This window comes from Geodermatophilus sp. SYSU D00965, from assembly GCF_054050075.1.
Window position 1 is genome coordinate 70,750 of record NZ_JBJGYQ010000012.1, and the last position, 18,662, is coordinate 89,411.

The following is an 18,662-nucleotide window of genomic DNA, read 5'->3' on the forward strand; positions in this document are numbered from 1 at the left end:
GCGCGGTGCGGCGGATCGAGTCCGGCGTCGTCCGGCCCGGGTGGGAGGCCGAGATCGAGGCCCAGGGGCTGGTCTACAACCGCACCACCACGCCGGGCGGCGAGGAGCGCAGCTACTGGCGGGAGGGCCCCTTCTACGACTTCACGATGGCCGAGGTGACGCGGCTGGAGGGCTGGGTCGCGCAGCTGTTCGAGATGTGCGTGGCCGCGGGTGACCACGTCGTCGAGCACGACCTGTTCGACCGGATGCGGATCCCGCCGGTCGCCCGGGCGGAGGTCCGGCGCACCTGGGAGGCCGAACCGCCCAGCGTGTACGGCCGGTTCGACCTGCGCTACGACGGTCAGGGCCCGCCTCGGCTGCTGGAGTTCAACGCCGACACCCCCACCGGGCTGGTCGAGTCCGCGGTCACCCAGTGGAACTGGCACCTGTTCACCGGCCAGGGCGCCGACCAGTGGAACGCCCTCCACGACAGGCTCGTCGCCGCCTGGCGGCGCAACCTGCTGCGGTGGGAGCGGCGGACCGGCGTGCGGCCCCGCGTGCACCTGGCGTGGACGTCGGAGGAGCGCTCCGGCGAGGACCGGATGACCGTCGCCTACCTGATGGACACCGTCGTCCAGGCCGGGTACGAGGCGATCGAGCTCGTCGTCGAGGACATCGCGCTGGACGACGGCGACGGGCGCTTCTACGACCCGCAGGGCCGCCACCTCGACGTCGTCTTCAAGCTCTACCCCTGGGAGTGGCTGGTCGAGGACGAGTTCGGCGCCGCCGTCCTCGCCGACGCCGCCCGGCCCGGCGGGACGACGTGGGTCGAGCCGGCCTACAAGATGCTGTGGAGCACCAAGGCGCTGCTGCCGGTGCTGTGGCAGCTGTTCGGCGGCGACGCCGAGCTGTCCCAGCTGCTGCTGCCGGCCTACTTCGCCGACGAGATGCCGTCGTCCTGGCGGGACTACGTCCGCAAGCCGCTGTGGGGCCGGGAGGGGGCGAACGTCTCCATCGTCCGCGGCGGGGAGGTGCTGGTCGCCCAGCCGGGCGGGTACGGCACCGAGGGCTGGGTGGTGCAGGAGTTCGCCCCGTTGCCCGACTTCCCCGGCGTCGACGGCCCGCACCACCCCGTGCTCGGGGCGTGGGTGGTCGACGGCGAGCCGGCCGGGCTGGGCATCCGCGAGAGCGACGGGCTGATCACCGACAACCTCAGCTGGTTCGTGCCGCACACCATCGACCACCGGGCTCCGCAGGCCGTCGGGAGCCGGCCCGTCTAGGGTCCGGCCATGCCGCTCGAAGGGGAGTACGAGCCCAGTACGCAGCAGTGGGTCCGCGACCAGGTGGAGCGCTACGAGGCCACCGGCGGCCGCGAGGCCAACACGTTGCGCGACACCGGCATCCCGATCGCGATCTTCTGGACCCGCGGCGCCAAGACCGGCAAGGTCCGCAAGAACGGGCTCATGCGGGTCGAGCACGAGGGCGCCTACGCGATGGTCGGTTCCGTCGGCGGCGCGCCGAAGGACCCGGCGTGGGTCGCCAACGTGCGGGCGCACCCGGACCAGGTGACGGTGCAGGACGGCCCCGAGCCCTGGGACGGCGTCGCCCGCGAGGTCACCGGCGAGGAGAAGGCGCGGTGGTGGGACCGGGCGGTCGCCGTCTACCCGGAGTACGCCGTGTACCAGCAGCGGACCGACCGGGACATCCCGGTGTTCGTCGTCGAGCGGCGCCCCGGGTGATCACGAGTAGGTGAGGCTCGCCTAAGTTCTCCTGGTGCCGGAGGGACCGGCAGGCGAGGAGGACGGCTGTGCAGGGGATCGGGCGGTACCGCGGGGGAGCCCTCGCGGTGGCGGTGGGGCTGGCGCTGTCCGGCTGCGGCGCGGACGACGAGGGGACGACGGAGGCCGCGCCGACCGCGGAGACCCGCACGGTGGAGCACGCGCTCGGCACGACCGAGATCGAGGGCACCCCGGAGCGGGTCGTCGTCCTCGACACCGGCGAGCTCGACGCCGTCCTGGCCCTCGGCCTGACCCCGGTCGGCGCGGTGCGCACCGACGTCAGCGACGCCCTGCCGGCCTACATCGAGGACGCCGGCGCCGACCCCGCGGGGATCGCGAACGTCGGCACGATCGCCGAGCCGGACCTGGAGGCGATCGCCGCCCTCGAGCCCGACCTCATCCTGTCCAACGCCGTCCGGCACACCGACGTGTACGAGCAGCTCTCGGCCATCGCCCCGACGGTGTTCGCCGAGTCGATCGGCGAGTCGTGGCAGGAGAACCTGCTCCTCGACGCCGAGGCGCTGGGCCGGACCGAGGAGGCCGAGCAGCTGCTGGCCGCGCACGCCGACCGGGCCGCGGAGGTCGGTGCGCTGTTCGGGGACCCGGCAGCCACCGAGGTGAGCATCGTGCGGTTCCTCGACGGCACCGCCGTGCGGCTCTACGGCGAGGGCTCGTTCATCGGGGCGGTCCTCGCCGACGTCGGCTTCGCCCGTCCCGAGGCGCAGCGGACCACCGAGACCTTCGTCGAGGTCAGCCCGGAGGAGATCGCCTCCGCCGACGCCGACCTGGTGCTCTCCGCCGCCTACGGCGACGACGGCCGCACCGCCGCCGCGCAGATCACCGCCGGGGGCCTGTGGCAGGGCATGTCGGCGGTGCAGCAGGGCCGGGCCTTCGAGGTGGACGACGACCGCTGGTTCCTGGCGATCGGGCCGCTCGGCGCCCGGCTGGTCCTCGACGACCTGGAGCGGATCGCCGGGCAGCTGCCGGCCTGAGCGGACCGGGCCGGGCCCCGCGCGTGACGTCCGGCGGTCAGCCGGCCAGCTCGTCGGTGATCCGGCGGGCGAGCGAGCCGGCCAGCTCCGCGTCGCCGCGGGCCCGCGCGCCGAGCAGCCCCCACCCGAGGTCGGCGACCCAGCGGGACCGGGTGGTCCAGGCGGTGACCGCCGGGGTCGGCAGCAGCTCGGCCCGGGCGGCGGTGGCGACCTCGTTGAGGTGGACGAGGGCGTCGTGCAGCCGGCGATCGGCCGCCGTCCCCGGACCGGCCGCGGCGGCGGTGACCGCAGCGTCGGCCGTGGCGCGCACCGCGCCCGGGAGGCGGCGGCTGGCCGCGCGCGGCAGCAGGGACAGCCCGACGGCGAGGGCGAGCACGATGCCGACCGCGGTCTCGGCCAGCCGCTCGCCGATCAGGTCGGCGCCGGACCGCGCGGGCAGGCCGATGTGCACCAGCATCAGCACCAGCGGGGTGATGAACGAGACCGCCAGCACGTACTGGTGCGCGATGAGCAGCTCCACGCCCAGTTGCAGCAGGCCGACCAGCACGATCTCCACCGCGACCGGCAGGTCCAGCCAGATCAGCACGCCCGCGACGAGGACGCCGAGCACCGTGCCGGTCGCCCGGTGCAGCGCCCGGGCCCGGGTGGCGCGGGCGTCGGTGCCCAGCTGGACGCCGACCGCGGTGGCCGCCGCCCAGTAGGGGCTGGCCAGGCCCAGGGCGGTGGCGACCAGCCCGGCCCCGGCGGCGCCGACCCCGATCCGCAGCGCCATGGCCGCCCAGGGTGCGTGCCACCAGCGGTGGTCCGGGAGGGCGGCCTCCGGCAGCGGCGCGGTGCTGCGCGGCGTCTCCGGCAGCGCCCGCATGAACCGCTGCTCGACCTCGTCCAGGCGCCGGCGCAGCGTGCCGTCGTCCCGTCGGCTGCCGCTGCTGACCGCCGCCTCGGCCACGCGGATGGCGCGGGCGATCGTGCCGGGCCGCTGGGTGCCCAGCTCGCCGCGCTCGACGACCCCGACCGCCGCGTCGGCCGCGGCCAGGGCGCGCCGCTCCGGCCCGGTGGGGTCCCACAGCCAGGGCAGCATGCAGCCGGCCCAGGCCAGCGCCGCGCCGCCGGCCGCGGCCAGGGCGTGCGGGCCGAGGTCGGCCGCACCGGTGCCCAGGGCGCTCGACCCGCCGGCCACCAGCACGACGCCCAGCGGCCCGGGCGGGCCGACCCGCCACAGCAGGGCGACCGCGGCCGCCGCCGCGGCCAGCGCGCCGAGCAGCAGCGACAGCGCCACCGGGTGCCCGCCGGCCAGGGCGCCCAGCGTGCCGGACAGGGTCAGCGTCCCGGCCACCGCGGCGACGACGACCGCCCGGCGGCGGTAGGGGAGCGCGTGCCCGTAGACCGCGGTCAGCGCGGCGAGCGCCGCCGCGGAGCCGAGGTCGGCGCGGTCCGCCGCCACGCCGAGGCCGAGCGGCACGGTCATGCACACCGCGGCGGTGACCCCGCGTCGGCCGCCGGCCTGCCACAGCGCGGACAGGGCCGGCAGCGGCGGGCCGACGAGGTGGGGGCGCACCCGCCGCACGCGGGAGGGGGCAGCGGACACGACCCTCATCCTCACCGCTGCGCGGGCCCCGCACCGCCCGGCGGCGGCGTGATCTGCGACCCCGGTCCCTGGACGGCGTCCGCCGCTCCGAGCACCATGCCGAACACGACCACCGACCGGCTGTTGCACGCCGCGCTGATCCTCAAGGGCCTCGACGGCGCGGTCGAACTGCTCGCGGGCCTCGCGCTCGCCGTCGCGGGACCGCAGGCGCTCGCCGGGCTGACCCGCCGGGTGGTCGAGCACCACCTGCTCGGCAGTCCCCGCGGCACGCTGGCCGAGCGGTTCGCCGCGGGGGAGGCCGCGCTGGCCGGCGGCGACCGGACGTTCGCGATCGCGTACCTCACGCTGCACGGCCTGGTGAAGCTCGGCCTGGTCGTCGCCCTGCTGCGGGAGATCAGGCCCGCCTACCCGGTGGCGGTCGGCGTCCTCGGGGTCTTCGTCGCCTACGAGGCCCACCGGGCCCTGGGCACGGGGTCGGTGCTGCTGTGGGTCGCCGCCGCGCTCGACCTCGTGATCGCCGTCCTCGTGGTGCGCGAGTACCGGCGGCTGCTCAGAACCCGACGACCGCGTGGGGCCGGTAGGGCTCCTCGAGCCGTGCGATCTCCTCGTCGGTCAGGTGCAGGTCGACCGCCGCGACGGCGTCGTCGAGGTGCGCGTCCCTGGTGACGCCGACGATCGGCGCGGTGACCACCGGCTTGGCCAGCACCCAGGCCAGCGCCACCTGCGCCCGCGGCACGCCGCGCTCGGCGGCCACCTCGGCGACCCGCTCGACGACGGCGCGGTCGCCGGCCTCGTCGTACAGCGTGCGGCCGAACGCGTCGGACTCGGAGCGGGGAGTCGACTCCTCCCAGTCGCGGGTCAGCCGGCCGCGGGCCAGCGGGCTCCACGGGAGAACGCCGATGCCCTGGTCGGCGCACAGCGGGTGCACCTCCCGCTCCTCCTCCCGGTTGAGCAGGTTGTAGTGGTCCTGCATCGACACGAACCGGTGCCAGCCGTGCCCACCGGCCAGGTACAGCGCCTTGCTGAACTGCCAGGCCCACATGGACGACGCGCCGAGGTAGCGCACCTTGCCCGAGCGGACGCAGGCGTCCAGCGCCTCCAGGGTCTCCTCGATCGGCGTGTGCGGGTCCCAGCGGTGGATCTGGTAGAGGTCGACGTGGTCGGTGCGCAGCCGGCGCAGGCTGTCCTCGAGCTCGCGCAGGATCGCCTTGCGGGAGAGCCCCGCGCCGTTGGGGCCCGGGCGCATCCGGCCGTGCACCTTGGTGGCCAGGACGACGTCGTCGCGGTCGGTGAAGTCGCGGATCGCCCGGCCGGTGATCTCCTCGCTCGACCCGTCCGAGTAGACGTTCGCGGTGTCGAAGAAGGTGATGCCCGCGGCGACCGCCTTCTCGATCAGCCGGCGGCTGTCCTCCTCCGGCAGGCTCCACGGGTGGTTGCCGCGGGCCGGGTCGCCGAAGCTCATCATCCCGAGACAGAGCCGCGAGACCTCCAGACCGGTGTTCCCCAGGCGGGTGTACTCCATGGCCCCACCCAACCCCGGCCCCCCGGCCGCGGCCACCCCGGCACCGCGTCACGGCAGCTCCGCCGCCGCGCCGGGGACGGCCGCGGCGACCTCCCCGGAGAAGGCGGTGAACGGCGTCGCGGCGACCGTCCGGCGGGCACCCCGGCCCTCCCAGCGCCAGGTGCCCACCACCTGCCCGCGGTGGACGACGGTGCCCCGGAACAGCCCGTTGCCGCCCGGCGCGATGCGGTCGGCGAACTGCGGCGGGACAGCGCAGCTGCGGTCGGCGTAACCCAGGACGAACTCGTCGAAGCCGGGCAGCAGGAACAGCCCCGCGGCCTCGGCGCGGTGCTCCGCCAGCAGGTCGGGGGTCTGCGGCGCCAGGAGGTACTCGCGGCCGTCGACCTCCACCGCCGCCAGCTCCGAGCGGACGGCGGCGAGCGCGGCCCGCGCCTCGGTCAGCGGCAGCCCGGCCCAGCGGGCGAGGTCGGCGGCGGTGGCCGGGCCGTGGCCGACGGCGAACCGGCGGGCGAGCTCGGCCAGCGCCTCGGCGCGGTCGGGCCGGCGCGGCGCGGGGACCCACTCGTCGAGCAGCACGAACGCCTGCTCGGCGCCCTCGCGCGGCCCGAGGCAGAGCACCCCGGTCTGGCAGAGGACCCCCAGCAGGTGCGGACCCCGCTGCCCGGAGACGTCCAGGCCGGCCGCGGTGAGGACGGCGAGCAGCTCCCGCCGGCGGCAGCGGCGTCCTCCGGTCAGCGCGGCCACCGCCGCCTCCCGGGCCGCCGCGTGGTCCCCGGGCGTGAGCCCCAGTCCGGCCCGGCGGCCGGCGCCGCCGGCCAGCGCCCGCGGTGCGAGCAGCTCCAGCAGCCAGGGCAGGTCCTCGGCGGCGACCAGGTGCAGGGTGCCGCGCATCGGCCACGAGCGGACCACCTCGCCGGCGTCCAGCGCCGCCTCCACCCCGGCCCGCGACCGCTGCGCCGTCCGCAGGGCCACGGAGGTCAGGGCGCCGGGCAGGTCCTGCGCCTGCACGCACAGCAGCCCGCGCACCGCCTCGGCGGCCGTGGCCGGCCGGGGCCCGGCGATCCGCTGGGCCACCAGCCGCAGCAGCGCGAGCTCGCGGGCCGTCGTCTCGCGGGCCGTCGTCTCGCGGGCCGGAGTCATGCCGGCAGCCTGGCAGGCCGGTCCGACGATTCCCCAGGTCAGCGGAGCAGACGGAGGTACACCATGTCCTCGGCATCGGGCTCGGTGGTGAGGCGGGTGAACCCCGCCGCGGCGGCGGCGCGCAGGCTGGCGGTGTTGTCCGGCTCGATGCCCAGGACGAACTGCTCGACGTCGGCGGTCTGCGGCGCGTCGACCAGCGCACGCAGTGCCGCCCGCCCGTGGCCCTGCCCCCACCGGCCGGGGTCGACGACGTAGGCCGCGCCCATCGTCCGGCGGGGGTCGCTGGACAGGACGCGCTCGCGCTCCGGGTCCCAGGTCGTCCACCGGTCGTAGACGTCCCCGCCGATCTGGGCCACCGGGCGGCCCTCGGGGTCGACGAGCACGAAGGTGTGCGACCGCAGGACCCGGCGACCGCGGAACTCCTCGGTCCAGGTGGTGGTGCGCAGCGCCAGCTCCCGCTCGGGCCACTCGCGCCCGCCGAGCCGCCGCTGGACCTCGGGGGAGTCGAACCACGGCAGCACCGCCAGCAGGTGCTCCGGCTCGAAGGGGACCAGGCGGGCCGTCGTCCGGGAACGCACCCGGTCACGATGCCGCCGCTCCGGAGCGCGCGCACGCCGGCGGCCCGGACGCCGTGCGGGACGTCCGGGCCGCCGGGGACGGCTACCGCCGGGGAGCGGTCACGGCCGCGCCCGGTCCCGCCACAGCCGACCGCGGCCGGCCGCCAGCAGGAGCCCGGCCATCGCCAGCAGGCCGGCCGAGGCCGTCAGCGGCCCGGTCGGCGTCGCCGAGGCCGACGCCGCCCGGGTGGTTACGGCCTGCGGAGAGCCCGTGCCGCAGGCGTCCCCGGTCGCCGCGACCGGGCTGCCAGGATCGCCGGCGGCGGCGTTGCCGGAGGGGCCGCCGGAGGCCGGCCCGGTGCCGGCGACGTCCCCGTCCGGCCGCGAACCGGTGCCGGTGCAGTCGGCGACGGAGGCGCCGCCCGTCCCGGTGCCGCGCGCGGTACCGCTCCCGTCGGACCCGGTGCCCGGGCCGCCGGTGCCGGACGCCGGGCCGTTCCCGTCCCCGGCGCCGTCGGTCCCGCCCTCCGTGCCGCCGGTGCCGTCCCCGGAGCCGTTCCCGGAGCCGTCGGTCCCGGAGCCGTTCCCGGTCCCCGACGGGCCGGTGCCGCCGTCACCGGGCGGGGTGCCCGTGCCGGTGCCCTCGCCGTCCAGCAGGCCGGACCGGCCGAGCGGCAGGGTGACCCGCACCAGGAGGTCGCTGCCGGTGCCCGTGCCGCCCTCGTCGACCGGGACGGCCAGCACCGTTCCCCCGCCGAGGTCGACGTCGACGGTGCTGTCGGAGGCCACGTCCCCGCCGAGCAGGTCGGGGAGGAGCTCACCGGTCCCGACCGGGAGGCTCAGGGCGGGCTCGCCGTCCGGGTCCTCGTCGGGCCGGCCGGTCCCCAGCAGCCCGCCGACGTCCACCACGACGGAGTTCCCGGACAGCGGACCGCCGTCCTCCTCCGTGCCCGGGACCGGCAGGTCGACGGTCGCAGGACGGTCCCGGTCGAGCGAGACCGGCGCCTCCACCACCGTGTCTCGCCCGGTGGCCGGGTCGCCGTCGCCGACGGTCACCGCGTCCTCGAGGTCGACGAGCACGCCGGACCCGCCCGTCCCCGGCTGGACCGGGTCGGTCAGGTCGACGTGGACCGCGGTGCCCGTGGTCGGGTCGCCGTCGAGGACGTCGCCGAGGTCGCCGGTGACGACCGGGACGGTGACCGTGGTGCCGGCGGTACCCCCACCGGAGGTGCCGACCGGGACGGTGACGGTGAGGGGACCGTCGGGAGCCGGGTCCTCGGCCTCGGTGACGCGGACGGGGACGCTTCCCCCGCCGGCGCCGTCGTTCCCGAGGACGGTCGTGCCGGGCTCGGTGTTCGTGTCGACGGGGAGGGTGGGGCCGTCGCCGGCGTCGTCCCCGACGGTCAGGTCCTCGCCGGTCCCGGTGACGACCGGGGTGTGCAGGACGGTGCCGTCCTCGACCGGGACGGTCGTGGTTCCGCCGAGCACGTCGGCGGTGACGTCGTTCACGTCGGCTGCGGCGACGCCCGCTCCGGCGGCCAGCAGGCCACCGGTGAGCAGGGCGGTCCGCAGGCCGCGGTGCACCCATCTGTTCATCGCTGTCTCTCTCCGGGTCTGAGTGGACACCGGCCCCGGACGGGGCGGTGGCGTGCCGTGCCGGCTGGGCGAGCCGGCGCGGGGCACTCAGTCGGGGGAGAAGGACGGGTCGGAGGCGGTGTCGCCGGCCGCGTCGCGGGCTCCGGCGGAGCGGGCGCGGGCGGCGGCCAGGGCGGCGGCGGGCACGCCCGCGGCCAGGACGGCGCTGCCGGCGTCGGGAGCGGAGCCGCCCGCGGCGGCGGGAGCGGCGGACGCCGCCGGGGCCGGTGCGCCGCCGCCCGGCCACGGGGTGAGCGGGGCCGCCGGCGGGGTGCTCGGCGCGGTCGCGGCGCGCGGGTGGTCGTGCGCAGCAGCGGGGGTGGCGGCCGGCACCGATTCGGCGGGCGGCCCGGCCTGCGCGCGGACCGCCGGCTCGGCGGCCGCCGGGTCCTGCCCGGCGGCGGGATCGACCGTTCCGGGAGCCGGCTGCGCCGCGGCGCCGGGCCCGGCGGCGGGGGTCGGGGCCGGCACGGGCGCCGGCGCCGGCGCGGCGACGGGGGTCGCGGGTCGCTCGAGGCCGCCGGGCACCGGCGGGGTCACGGCCGGGACGACGGCCTCGAGCGACGACCGCACCGCGTCGGTGACCGGCGCGACGGCTGCCGCCGCGGACCGGACCGCCTGCGGGACGGCGGCACGGACGGGAGCGACCACCGGCTCGGCGACGGCGCGCACGGCCTCGGTCACCGCGGCGACGGCCGGAGCGTCGTCGGCCGGCGGCGAGACGGTGTCCAGGGGCGCGGTGGCGACCTCGGGGACCTCGGCTGCGAGGGCCCGGGGCAGCGTGTGCGCGGACTCCGCGACCTCGGCGACCGCCGAGGGGACCGGGAGCAGGTGGCGGGGCTCGTCGGCCGCGGCGGACGACGTCCCGAGCAGCCACGACCCCAGACCGAGGCCGCCCAGGAGTGCGGCCCGGGCCAGGACCCGACGCCCGCGAACCGCGCGGGGGAGGGCCGGCGTGCCGTCGGACATCGCTCCCCCTCCTCAGCGTGATCGGTCGTTCACCCGAGGTTAGGAACGTCGTGGTCGGGCCGCGCGTCGAGAGCCGTCCCCTCTTCGGGTGGCGTCACGGGCCACCCGTGACGCAGCGTGACGCCGACCGGCGCCGGCGCCGTTGCGGTACGCCGAGGTCCGGTTGCTCTCGGCGTGTGACTGCGCGCCGCGAGTGGGTACCGCGCTCGCGGACTGCACCCGACGGAAGACCCCACCATGAACCACTCCACCCCGGTCCCGGCACGTCCCGGTCCGGTTCCCCGCTCGGCCCGTCCCGGTCCGGTCGCGCGGTGACGCGGCTGTCCGGACGCAGGGTCGTGGTCACCGGCGGCGCCCGCGACATCGGCGCGGCGATCGTCCGCACCTTCGCCGCGGAGGGGGCGACGGTGGCGGTCCTCGACCCGCGGGTCGACGAGGCCGCCCGGCTGAGCGAGGAGGTCCGCGGGCGCTCCTACCGCGTCGACCTGTCCGACGTCACCGACACCCGTGAGGCGATGGAGAAGGCGATCGCCGGCCTCGGCGGGATCGACGTCCTGGTCAACTACGCCGGGGTGCAGCGGTTCGCGCCGCTGCTCGAGATGGACCCCGCCGAGCTGGGGGAGCCGTTCGCCATGCCCGCCCAGTCGATGCTCGTCGCCATCCAGGCCGCGGCCTGCGCCATGATCGGGTTCCGGGCGCCGGGGGACGACTGCGCCGGCAAGGTCGTCAACGTGGCCACCCCCGGCGGCACCGCCGGCGGCGGCCAGGCGCACTACGCGGCGTCGAAGGCCGCGGTCATGGCGCTCACCCGGGCCGCCGCGCACGAGCTCGGCCCGCACGGCATCACCGTCAACTGCCTGTGCCCGGGCCACGTCGTCGAGCAGGCCGCCGCCGGGACGCGCAGCCGCCCCGAGGTGGCCACCTGGTCGGCGCTCTCCCCGCTCGGCCGCCTCGGCGAGCCGCAGGACGTCGCCCGCGCGGCGCTGTTCCTGGCCTCCAGCGACGCGGACTACCTGACCGGCGACGCGCTCAACGTCGCCGGTGGGATGGTCCTGCACTGACAGACTCCCGGTCGTGCAGGCAGCCGACTGGGACGCGCGCTACGCCGAGCAGCAGCAGTGGTCGCCGGGGCCGAACGCGCTGGTCGCCGAGCTGCTGGCGGAGCTCCCGCCCGGGGCCGCGGTCGACCTGGCGGCGGGCGAGGGACGGCACGCGCTCTGGCTCGCCGAGCGCGGCTGGCGGGTGACCGCCGTCGACTTCTCCGCCACCGGGCTGGCCCGCGGGCAGGCCCGGCCGGGCGCCGCGCGCGTCGAGTGGGTGACCGCCGACGTCCTGACGTGGGAGACCGCGCCCGGTTCGCTGGACCTGGTGCTGGTCGCCTACCTGCACCTGCCGGAGCCGGACACCACCGCCCTGCTGCGCCGGGCGGTCGGCTGGCTGCGGCCCGGCGGCCGGCTGCTCGTCCTCGGCCACGACGTGGCGAACCCGGAACACGGCGTCGGCGGCCCGCAGGACCCGGCGATCCTGGCCAGCGTCGACCGGCTCGCGCCGGTGGCGGACCTGCTCGACGTCGACCGGCTCGAGCAGGTCCGCCGGGACACGCCGGCCGGCACGGCGCTGGACACCCTGCTGTGGGGACGGCGGAGGAGCTGAACGGTCCCCACCCGGCGGTACCGTGCCGACCGTGATGGGGATGGGCGGTGCCGGTGGCCGGCGGGCCGAGCGGCGACGGCGGCTCGTCGCGGCGGTGGTCGTGCTGGCCCTGGTGCTCGCGGCCGGGGCGACGGTGCTGTCCCTCGCTCTCGGCTGAGGAGGCGGTGCATGAGCGACATCGAGGAGTGGTTCGCCGCGGCGGGTCCGCGCGAGGAGGAGCTGCGCCGCGCCGACGCGCTGGTCACGGCCGCCGCGCCGGGGATCGACCGGCAGCTGGTGCCGGTCGGCAGCGGCCGCGTGCTGGGTTACGGGCTCATGCCCTACCGGCCGCGGTCGGCGAAGGAGACGACCACGTGGCCGCTCATCGCGCTGGCCGCGCAGAAGCGGCACCTGTCGCTCTACGTGTGCGCCGTCGTCGACGGGGAGTACCTGCCCGAGGCGCGGGCCGAGCGGCTCGGGAAGGTCTCCTGCGGCAAGAGCTGCATCCGGTTCGCCTCGCTGGACCGGGTCGACGAGGCCGAGCTCAGCGCCCTGGTGCGCGACGCCGTCGCCGCGACCGCGGCCGGGCACAACGCCTACGCCGCCGCCTGACCGCCGCTAGGGGCGGCCGACCAGCTCGCCGGCCGGCGTCGGCGCCAGCCGCAGCGCGGACCGGCTCCCGGCACGGCTGAGTCGCTCGGCCAGCTCCGCCGCGTCGGCGGCCGGCGCACGCTCCAGCCGCATCCGCCGTGCCCGCAGGACCGTTCCCCGCAGCTCGGTCAGGGCGCCGTCGGGGCCGAGCGTGACCAGCCACGCGACCCGCAGGTCCGGCCGGTGGTGCTCGTGACCGCCGATGCCCTCGTAGTCGTCGACGAGGTCGCCGCACCCGTGCAGCACCAGCCGGCCGCGGTGCACCTCGGCCGGGCGCGGGTGGTGGGAGGAGTGGCCGTGCACCACGTGGACCCCGCCGTCGACCAGGCGGGCGGCGAACGGCGGTTGGTCCGGCGGCACCGGCCAACCCCAGTTCGACCCCCAGTGCACCGAGGCGACGACGACGTCGTCCGGGCGCCGCACCGCCGCCACCCGGGCGAGGACGCGGTCCGCGGCAGCGGCGGTGAGGCGGTCGAGGAAGGCGACGCCGCCGCGTCGTCCGCTCGCCGCCCAGTCCGCCGGGATGCCGCTCGACGGCGTCCCGAAGGCGGTCACCACCAGGCGGCGGCCGCCGGGCAGCGGGACGACCGCCGGCGCCCACGCTGCCTCCTCGTCGGCTCCCGCCCCGGCGACCCGCAGCCCGGCCGCGGCGAGCGCAGCGAGGGTGTCGGCCAGACCGCGGGGGCCGAAGTCGAGCACGTGGTTGTTGGCCAGCACGCAGACGTCCGGGCGCACCGCCGCCAGGCACGGCAGGTTCGCCGGGTGCACTCGGTAGCAGACCGGCTTGCCGGGCGCGAAGTCCCCGTCGGCGGTCACGCTGGTCTCGAGGTTCACGATGCGGGCGTCCGGGGCTGCCGCGTCGAGCACGGCGAGCAGGTCGCCCCAGGGCGCGGCCGCGGGCAGCGGACGGCGGATCGGCCCGTTGACCTCCTCGGCGAGGCGGACGTAGGTGCGGGCGTCCCGGACGGCCCGCTCGCGCAGCTCCGGGTCGGCCGGGCAGGCGAGCACCTGGTCGACGCCGCGGCCGAGCATCACGTCGCCGCTGAGGAACAGCGTCATCGGGCGGCCGGTCACCGTGCTCAGCCGCTGTGCTCGCGTGTGCGGGTCAGGTGGGCGGCGAACCAGTCGCGGGCCAGCTCGGCGGCCGCCTGCAGCGTGCCGGGCTCCTCGAACAGGTGGGTGGCGCCCGGGACGACGGCCAGCCGGTGGGTGCACCGCAGCCGTTCGGCCGCCTGCCGGTTGAGCTCGAGCACCTGCGGATCGGCGCCGCCCACGATCAGCAGCGTCGGCGCCCGGACGTCGCCCAGCCGCGCCCCGGCCAGGTCCGGGCGGCCGCCGCGGGACACCACGGCGGCCACGCGGTCGTCGTCGGCGGCCGCGACGAGCGCGGCGGCGGCCCCGGTGCTGGCGCCGAAGCAGCCGACCGGCAGCCCCTGGACCGCCGGGCCGGTGCGCAGCCACGCGGTGACCTCGCCGAGGCGGGCGGCCAGCAGCGGGATGTCGAAGACGCTGCCGCGGTCGGCCTCCTCGGCCGGCGTGAGCAGGTCGAACAGCAGGGTGGCGAGGCCCGCGGCCTGCAGGACCCCGGCGACGTGGCGGTTGCGCGGGCTGTGCCGGCTGCTGCCGCTGCCGTGGGCGAACACGACCAGCCCGCGGGCGCCCGCCGGCACGGTCAGGGAACCGGCCAGCAGCACCCCGCCGGCGGGCACCTCGACGTCCTCGACCCGGTCGGCGCGGGCCGGGGTGCGGCTCGCCCGCAGCAGCTCCACCACCTCGTCGTCCCCGGTCGGGCGGAAGTCCGCGTAGAACTGCCCCACCGCGACGAACCGGCGGGGGACCTCCAGGCAGACCAGCTCGTCGACCTCCGGCTCCAGGGACCGGGTCCCCTCGCGGGCGCACACCGGGGCGGCCAGGACGACGCGAGCCGCGCCCTGCGCGCGGACGACCATGCAGGCCGCCCGCGCGGTCGACCCCGTGGCGATCCCGTCGTCCACGACGACCGCCGTGCGGCCGGCGAGCGGCACCGGCGGCCGGTCGCCGCGGAACGCGCGGGCGCGCCGGTCCAGCTCGGCCCGCTCCCGCCGCTCCACCCGCGCGAGGTCGGCCGGCCCGACGCCGGCCAGGGCGACCACCCGGCGGTCGACCACCGTGACGCCGCCCTCGCCGACGGCGCCCATGGCGAGCTCCGGCTGGACCGGCACGCCGAGCTTGCGCACGACGACGACGTCCAGCGGCGCACCGAGGGCGCGGGCGACCTCGGCGGCCACCGGGACCCCGCCCCGGGGCAGGCCGAGGACGACGACGTCGCCGCCGCGCAGGGCGTCCAGGCGCCGGGCCAGCCGCCGCCCGGCGTCCCGGCGGTCCGGAAACGGCACGAGCCACCTCCCGCCCCCGATGCTCCGCGCCCGCCCGGGCCGCCGACAGGGGACGTTGGTCCCAGATGGAGCCCGGGGGACCTAGGTCCCTGGCCCCGCGCGGGAGCGCCCGTCACGGTGGTGCAGACCGCCGACGGGTGCAGACCAACGCCCGTCCTCGCACCCCTGGGCCGCATGGAGGCGCTCCCGCATGACCGTGACCGACGACCCCGCCGTCGACCAGGCCGTCGCCCGGCTCGCCGACGAGTTCCACACGCGACTGCGGCCACAGGTGATCGGCACCGTGGTGCGCAACTGCCGGCGGGACCTCAGCGGTGTACCGGCCACGGCGCTGCCGGAGCTGGTCGAGCGTCTGGCGCGGGAGCGGCTGTTGTCGGTCGCCTGAAGGCCCGGGCGTAACGCGGTTGCGGCGGTCCGGACGATGTCCGGGTGGGCTACGTCGACGTGACCGGGGTGCGGCACACCCTGCCCGACGGGCGGGTGCTGCTCGACGACGTCTCCTTCCGGATCGGTGAGGGCGCCCGCGCGGCGCTGGTGGGGGAGAACGGCGCGGGCAAGACGACGCTGCTGCGGATCGTCGCCGGCGACCTCGTACCCGAGGCCGGCGCGGTGGCCCGCAGCGGCGGGCTCGGCGTGATGCGGCAGTTCATCGGGTCGGTGCGCGACGACACGACGGTGCAGCGGTTCCTCGTCGAGCTCTCCCCGCCCGCCGTCCGCGCCGCCTGGGACGCCGTCGAGGCCGCCGAGCTCGCGCTCATGGAGACCGACGACGACGCCGCCCAGCTGACCTACGCCGACGCGCTGGCGCAGTGGGGTGACGCCGGGGGCTACGACGCCGAGGTCACCTGGGACACGGTGACCGTCGCCGCGCTCGGCGTGCCCTACGACCGCTGCAAGTACCGCGAGCTGTCCACGCTGTCCGGCGGGGAGCAGAAGCGGCTGGCCCTGGAGGCGCTGCTGCGCGGGCCCGACGAGGTGCTGCTGCTCGACGAGCCGGACAACTACCTCGACGTCCCCGGGAAGCGCTGGCTGGAGCAGCGGCTGCTGGAGACCCGCAAGACGGTGCTGTTCGTCAGCCACGACCGCGAGCTGCTGGCTCGGGTCGCCGACCGGGTGGTCACCGTCGAGGGCGGGTCGGCGTGGGTGCACGGCGGCGGGTTCGCGACCTACGCCGACGCCCGGACGGCGCGGCACGACCGGCTGGCCGAGCTCCGGCGGCGCTGGGACGAGGAGCACCAGCGGCTGGTCGAGCTGGTCCGCACGCTGCAGCAGCAGGCGGCCAACTCGCCGGACATGGCCTCCCGCTACCGGGCGATGCAGACCCGGCTGGCGAAGTTCGAGGCGGCCGGGCCGCCGCCGGACCGCCCGCCGGAGCAGCGGGTGGCGATGCGGCTGCGCGGCGGGCGCACCGGCGTCCGGGCGGTGATGGCCGATCAGTTGGAGCTCACCGGCCTGATGCGCCCGTTCGACCTGGAGGTCTGGTACGGCGACCGGGTCGGCGTCCTCGGGGCCAACGGCGCGGGCAAGTCGCACTTCCTGCGGCTGCTGGCCGGGCAGGACGTCGGGCACAGCGGCTCGTGGCGGCTGGGCGCGCGCGTCGTCCCCGGCTTCTTCGCGCAGACCCACGCGCACCCGGAGTGGCTGGACCGGACGCTGGTCGACCTGCTCTGGCACGGGGAGCCCGGCCGGCCGGGGGTCGACCGGGGCCGCGCGATGGCCGCGCTGCGCCGCTACGGCCTGGCCGAGCAGGGCGACCAGGAGTTCCGGACCCTCTCCGGCGGGCAGCAGGCACGGTTCCAGGTGCTGCTCCTGGAGCTCTCCGGCGCGACCCTGCTGCTGCTCGACGAGCCGACCGACAACCTCGACGTCCTCTCCGCCGAGGCGCTCGAGGAGGCGCTGGCCGCGTTCGAGGGGACGGTGCTCGCCGTGACCCACGACCGGTGGTTCGCCCGCTCGTTCGACCGGTTCCTGGTCTTCGGTGCCGACGGCCGGGTGTACGAGTCGGCCGAGCCGGTGTTCGACGAGACGCGGGTGGCCCGCACCCGTTGACCGTCAGGGTGTCCTGACGGATGCTGGGTGCATGGTCGACGTGGACACCCTCGAGCGGGAGCACACGCTGCAGACCGCCGTCCGCCGGTACGAGGAGCTGCGCACGCGCGACTCGCTGGCCGATCCGGACGACGCCGGCGGGCCGCGCCCGCTGGACCGCGCCGAGGCGCTGGAACTGCTGGCGCTGGGCGAGGTGATCGCCCGCCGGGCCGGCCAGGGGCGGCAGCTCACCGTGCGGACGGCGCGGTCGGCGGGTGCGTCCTGGGCCGAGATCGGGCAGGCGCTGGGCACCACCCGCCAGTCGGCGTGGGAGGCGCACCGCCGGTGGATCGACGGCCAGGCCGCGCAGCACGGCACCGTGGGTGAGATCGGGTTCGACGCGGCCGACGCCGCGGCCGCCCGAGCCCTGGCCGGGGACCCGGAGGGCTGAGCGACCGTTGATCATGGGGTTGTCGCTGCCCCGCCCGGCGTGTCCTGCCGTGTCGGCTGCGACAACCCCATGATCAACGCGGGGAGGGGGCCGAGGGGAGCCGAGGGGCCGTCCTCAGCCGAACGCCCGGCCCTCGCCGCGGTAGGTCGGCACGGTGCCGGTGAGCGCGTCGCCGGCGACGGTGTGCAGGACGTCGACGTGCTCGCACAGCTCCCCGGCCTTGGCGTGGCGGAACCACACCCGGTCGCCGACCCGCAGTTGCGCCGCGCCCGGCCCGCGCAGCGGCGTCTGCACCTCCCCGGCGCCCTCGGCGCGCAGCAGCCGCAGCCCCGCGGGGAACACCGGGGAGGGGACCCGGTCCGCGCCGGGCGGGCCCGACGCGATCCAGCCGCCCCCGGCCACGGTCACGGTCCCCGGCGTCGGGACCCGGGTCACCGGCAGGGCGAACAGCGCGGCCGGGCGCGCGGTGAAGGCGCGGTACCCGTCGAACAGCGTCGGGCAGAACAGCCCGGAGCCGGCCGCCAGCTCGGTCACCGAGGGGTCGGCCGCGGTCCGCTCCAGGCTCCCGGTGCCCCCGCCGTTGACGAACTCCAGCGGGGCCACCGCGCCGACCGCCGCCACCGCGGCCGCCCGCCGGCCGATGAGCTCCCGGGCCGAGAGCGCCTGCACCCCGCGGACGGCCAGGCCGCGCGCGGGGCGGCCCGGCGGCGCGTCCGGGACGCCGGCGATCTGCGCCTCGTAGGCCATGAGGCCGACCAGCCGGAACCCCGGGCGGGCCACGACGGCGCGGGCGAGCGCGGCGGCCTGCGCCGGCTCGTGCACGGGGGAGCGGCGCACCCCGACGTGCACCCGGCCGCGGACGGCCCGGAACGAGGCGTCCACGTCGAGGCAGACCCGCACGGCCGGCCGCCGTCCGGGCGGGACGACGGAGTCGACGAGGTCGAGGTGGTCGGTGGAGTCGACGACGACCGTCACCCGCGCCGCGGCCGCCTCGTCGCCGAGCAGCCGCCGCAGCGCCGCCCGGTCCACCGACGGGTAGGCGACCACGGCGTCGTCGGTGACCGGGTCCGCGCCGCCGGCCAACCACAGCGCCTCGGCCAGGGAGTAGGCGAGCACGCCCGCGAAGCCCGGCCGGGCCAGCACCCGGCGCAGCAGCGCCCGGCTGCGCACCGACTTGCTCGCCACCCGGATCGGCCGCCCACCGGCCCGCGCGACGAGGGCGGCGGCGTTGGCGTCGAGCGCGTCGAGGTCCACCACGGCCAGGGGTGGGTCCAGATCGGCGGTGGCCCGGTCCAGCCGGGTGCGGGCCGCCTCGGCCGGGCGCGGGCGGACGGCGGTCACGCGGGCGAGCGTGGCCGCCCGACA

The 18,662-nt window shown here is 77.6% G+C and carries 20 protein-coding genes; 11 read left to right on the forward strand and 9 right to left on the reverse strand.

All coding sequences use genetic code 11. The features are described from left to right. Positions 1-5: 5 nt before the first annotated feature. From ACI789_RS13140 to ACI789_RS13150, 3 genes are all read left to right on the forward strand, one after another. Positions 6-1,259 (forward strand): glutathionylspermidine synthase family protein, encoded by a 1,254-nt coding sequence (locus tag ACI789_RS13140; protein WP_457009645.1) that lies wholly within the window; start codon positions 6-8, stop codon positions 1,257-1,259. 9 nt (positions 1,260-1,268) lie between these two features. After that, complete coding sequence (locus ACI789_RS13145) at positions 1,269-1,718, forward strand: nitroreductase family deazaflavin-dependent oxidoreductase (protein WP_457009647.1); 450 nt, start codon at positions 1,269-1,271, stop codon at positions 1,716-1,718. A gap of 68 nt (positions 1,719-1,786) precedes the next feature. Next, positions 1,787-2,749 (forward strand): ABC transporter substrate-binding protein, encoded by a 963-nt coding sequence (locus ACI789_RS13150; protein WP_457009649.1) that lies wholly within the window; start codon positions 1,787-1,789, stop codon positions 2,747-2,749. Between the two features lie 37 nt (positions 2,750-2,786). On the opposite strand, the gene ACI789_RS13155 is transcribed toward ACI789_RS13150, so the two are convergent. Next, a complete protein-coding gene (locus tag ACI789_RS13155; RefSeq protein WP_457009651.1) occupies positions 2,787-4,337 on the reverse strand; it encodes an FUSC family protein in 1,551 nt (516 codons plus the stop codon). A 96-nt stretch (positions 4,338-4,433) separates the two neighbouring features. On the opposite strand from ACI789_RS13155, the gene ACI789_RS13160 reads away from it, so the two are divergent. Then, a complete protein-coding gene (locus tag ACI789_RS13160; RefSeq protein ID WP_457009653.1) occupies positions 4,434-5,003 on the forward strand; it encodes a DUF2127 domain-containing protein in 570 nt (189 codons plus the stop codon). Here ACI789_RS13160 and ACI789_RS13165 read toward each other — a convergent pair. The 5 genes from ACI789_RS13165 to ACI789_RS13185 all read right to left on the reverse strand — a co-directional run bounded on the left by ACI789_RS13165 (position 4,888) and on the right by ACI789_RS13185 (position 10,160). Continuing rightward, positions 4,888-5,859 (reverse strand): aldo/keto reductase, encoded by a 972-nt coding sequence (locus tag ACI789_RS13165; RefSeq protein ID WP_457009655.1) that lies wholly within the window; start codon positions 5,857-5,859, stop codon positions 4,888-4,890. The genes ACI789_RS13160 and ACI789_RS13165 overlap by 116 nt on opposite strands. Before the next feature lie 48 nt (positions 5,860-5,907). Further along, on the reverse strand, positions 5,908-6,999 hold the full coding sequence (locus tag ACI789_RS13170) for a winged helix DNA-binding domain-containing protein (RefSeq protein ID WP_457009657.1): 1,092 nt from the start codon (positions 6,997-6,999) through the stop codon (positions 5,908-5,910). A gap of 38 nt (positions 7,000-7,037) precedes the next feature. Then, positions 7,038-7,577 (reverse strand): GNAT family N-acetyltransferase, encoded by a 540-nt coding sequence (locus ACI789_RS13175; RefSeq protein ID WP_457009659.1) that lies wholly within the window; start codon positions 7,575-7,577, stop codon positions 7,038-7,040. A 99-nt stretch (positions 7,578-7,676) separates the two neighbouring features. Further along, positions 7,677-9,152 carry a hypothetical protein gene (locus tag ACI789_RS13180; RefSeq protein WP_457009661.1) on the reverse strand — a complete coding sequence of 492 codons (1,476 nt, stop codon included), beginning with the start codon at positions 9,150-9,152 and terminating at the stop codon, positions 7,677-7,679. 87 nt (positions 9,153-9,239) lie between these two features. Further along, positions 9,240-10,160: a hypothetical protein gene (locus ACI789_RS13185; protein ID WP_457009663.1), complete on the reverse strand. Its 921-nt coding sequence runs from the start codon at positions 10,158-10,160 to the stop codon at positions 9,240-9,242. 311 nt (positions 10,161-10,471) lie between these two features. Between ACI789_RS13185 and ACI789_RS13190 the strand changes: the two genes are divergently transcribed. Genes ACI789_RS13190 through ACI789_RS13205 form a run of 4 tightly spaced genes read left to right on the forward strand, consistent with a single transcriptional unit; the run spans position 10,472 to position 12,404 of the window. Beyond that, positions 10,472-11,221: an SDR family NAD(P)-dependent oxidoreductase gene (locus ACI789_RS13190; RefSeq protein ID WP_456918939.1), complete on the forward strand. Its 750-nt coding sequence runs from the start codon at positions 10,472-10,474 to the stop codon at positions 11,219-11,221. 13 nt (positions 11,222-11,234) lie between these two features. After that, complete coding sequence (locus ACI789_RS13195; RefSeq protein WP_457009665.1) at positions 11,235-11,813, forward strand: class I SAM-dependent methyltransferase; 579 nt, start codon at positions 11,235-11,237, stop codon at positions 11,811-11,813. 31 nt (positions 11,814-11,844) lie between these two features. Then, positions 11,845-11,970, forward strand: a complete 126-nt coding sequence (locus tag ACI789_RS13200; RefSeq protein WP_456918941.1) for a hypothetical protein — start codon at positions 11,845-11,847, stop codon at positions 11,968-11,970. Positions 11,971-11,981: 11 nt separating this feature from the next. Then, complete coding sequence (locus ACI789_RS13205) at positions 11,982-12,404, forward strand: DUF1801 domain-containing protein (RefSeq protein ID WP_457009668.1); 423 nt, start codon at positions 11,982-11,984, stop codon at positions 12,402-12,404. A gap of 6 nt (positions 12,405-12,410) precedes the next feature. Here ACI789_RS13205 and ACI789_RS13210 read toward each other — a convergent pair whose 3' ends face one another. Both ACI789_RS13210 and ACI789_RS13215 read right to left on the reverse strand, forming a co-directional pair. Then, positions 12,411-13,517 (reverse strand): CapA family protein, encoded by a 1,107-nt coding sequence (locus ACI789_RS13210; RefSeq protein WP_457009670.1) that lies wholly within the window; start codon positions 13,515-13,517, stop codon positions 12,411-12,413. Positions 13,518-13,522: 5 nt separating this feature from the next. Then, a complete protein-coding gene (locus tag ACI789_RS13215; RefSeq protein WP_457009672.1) occupies positions 13,523-14,818 on the reverse strand; it encodes a phosphoribosyltransferase family protein in 1,296 nt (431 codons plus the stop codon). Positions 14,819-15,008: 190 nt separating this feature from the next. Here ACI789_RS13215 and ACI789_RS13220 point away from each other — a divergent pair, with 190 nt between their 5' ends. The 3 genes from ACI789_RS13220 to ACI789_RS13230 are packed head-to-tail and all read left to right on the forward strand — an operon-like array spanning position 15,009 to position 17,297. Then, positions 15,009-15,203, forward strand: a complete 195-nt coding sequence (locus ACI789_RS13220) for a three-helix bundle dimerization domain-containing protein (protein WP_457009674.1) — start codon at positions 15,009-15,011, stop codon at positions 15,201-15,203. Between the two features lie 44 nt (positions 15,204-15,247). Then, on the forward strand, positions 15,248-16,867 hold the full coding sequence (locus tag ACI789_RS13225; protein WP_457009676.1) for an ABC-F family ATP-binding cassette domain-containing protein: 1,620 nt from the start codon (positions 15,248-15,250) through the stop codon (positions 16,865-16,867). A gap of 31 nt (positions 16,868-16,898) precedes the next feature. Beyond that, entirely contained in the window at positions 16,899-17,297 is a 399-nt protein-coding gene (locus ACI789_RS13230; protein ID WP_457009678.1) for a hypothetical protein, read from the forward strand. Between the two features lie 114 nt (positions 17,298-17,411). On the opposite strand, the gene ACI789_RS13235 is transcribed toward ACI789_RS13230, so the two are convergent. After that, positions 17,412-18,638 (reverse strand): alanine racemase, encoded by a 1,227-nt coding sequence (locus ACI789_RS13235; protein ID WP_457009680.1) that lies wholly within the window; start codon positions 18,636-18,638, stop codon positions 17,412-17,414. Between the last annotated feature and the right edge of the window lie 24 nt (positions 18,639-18,662).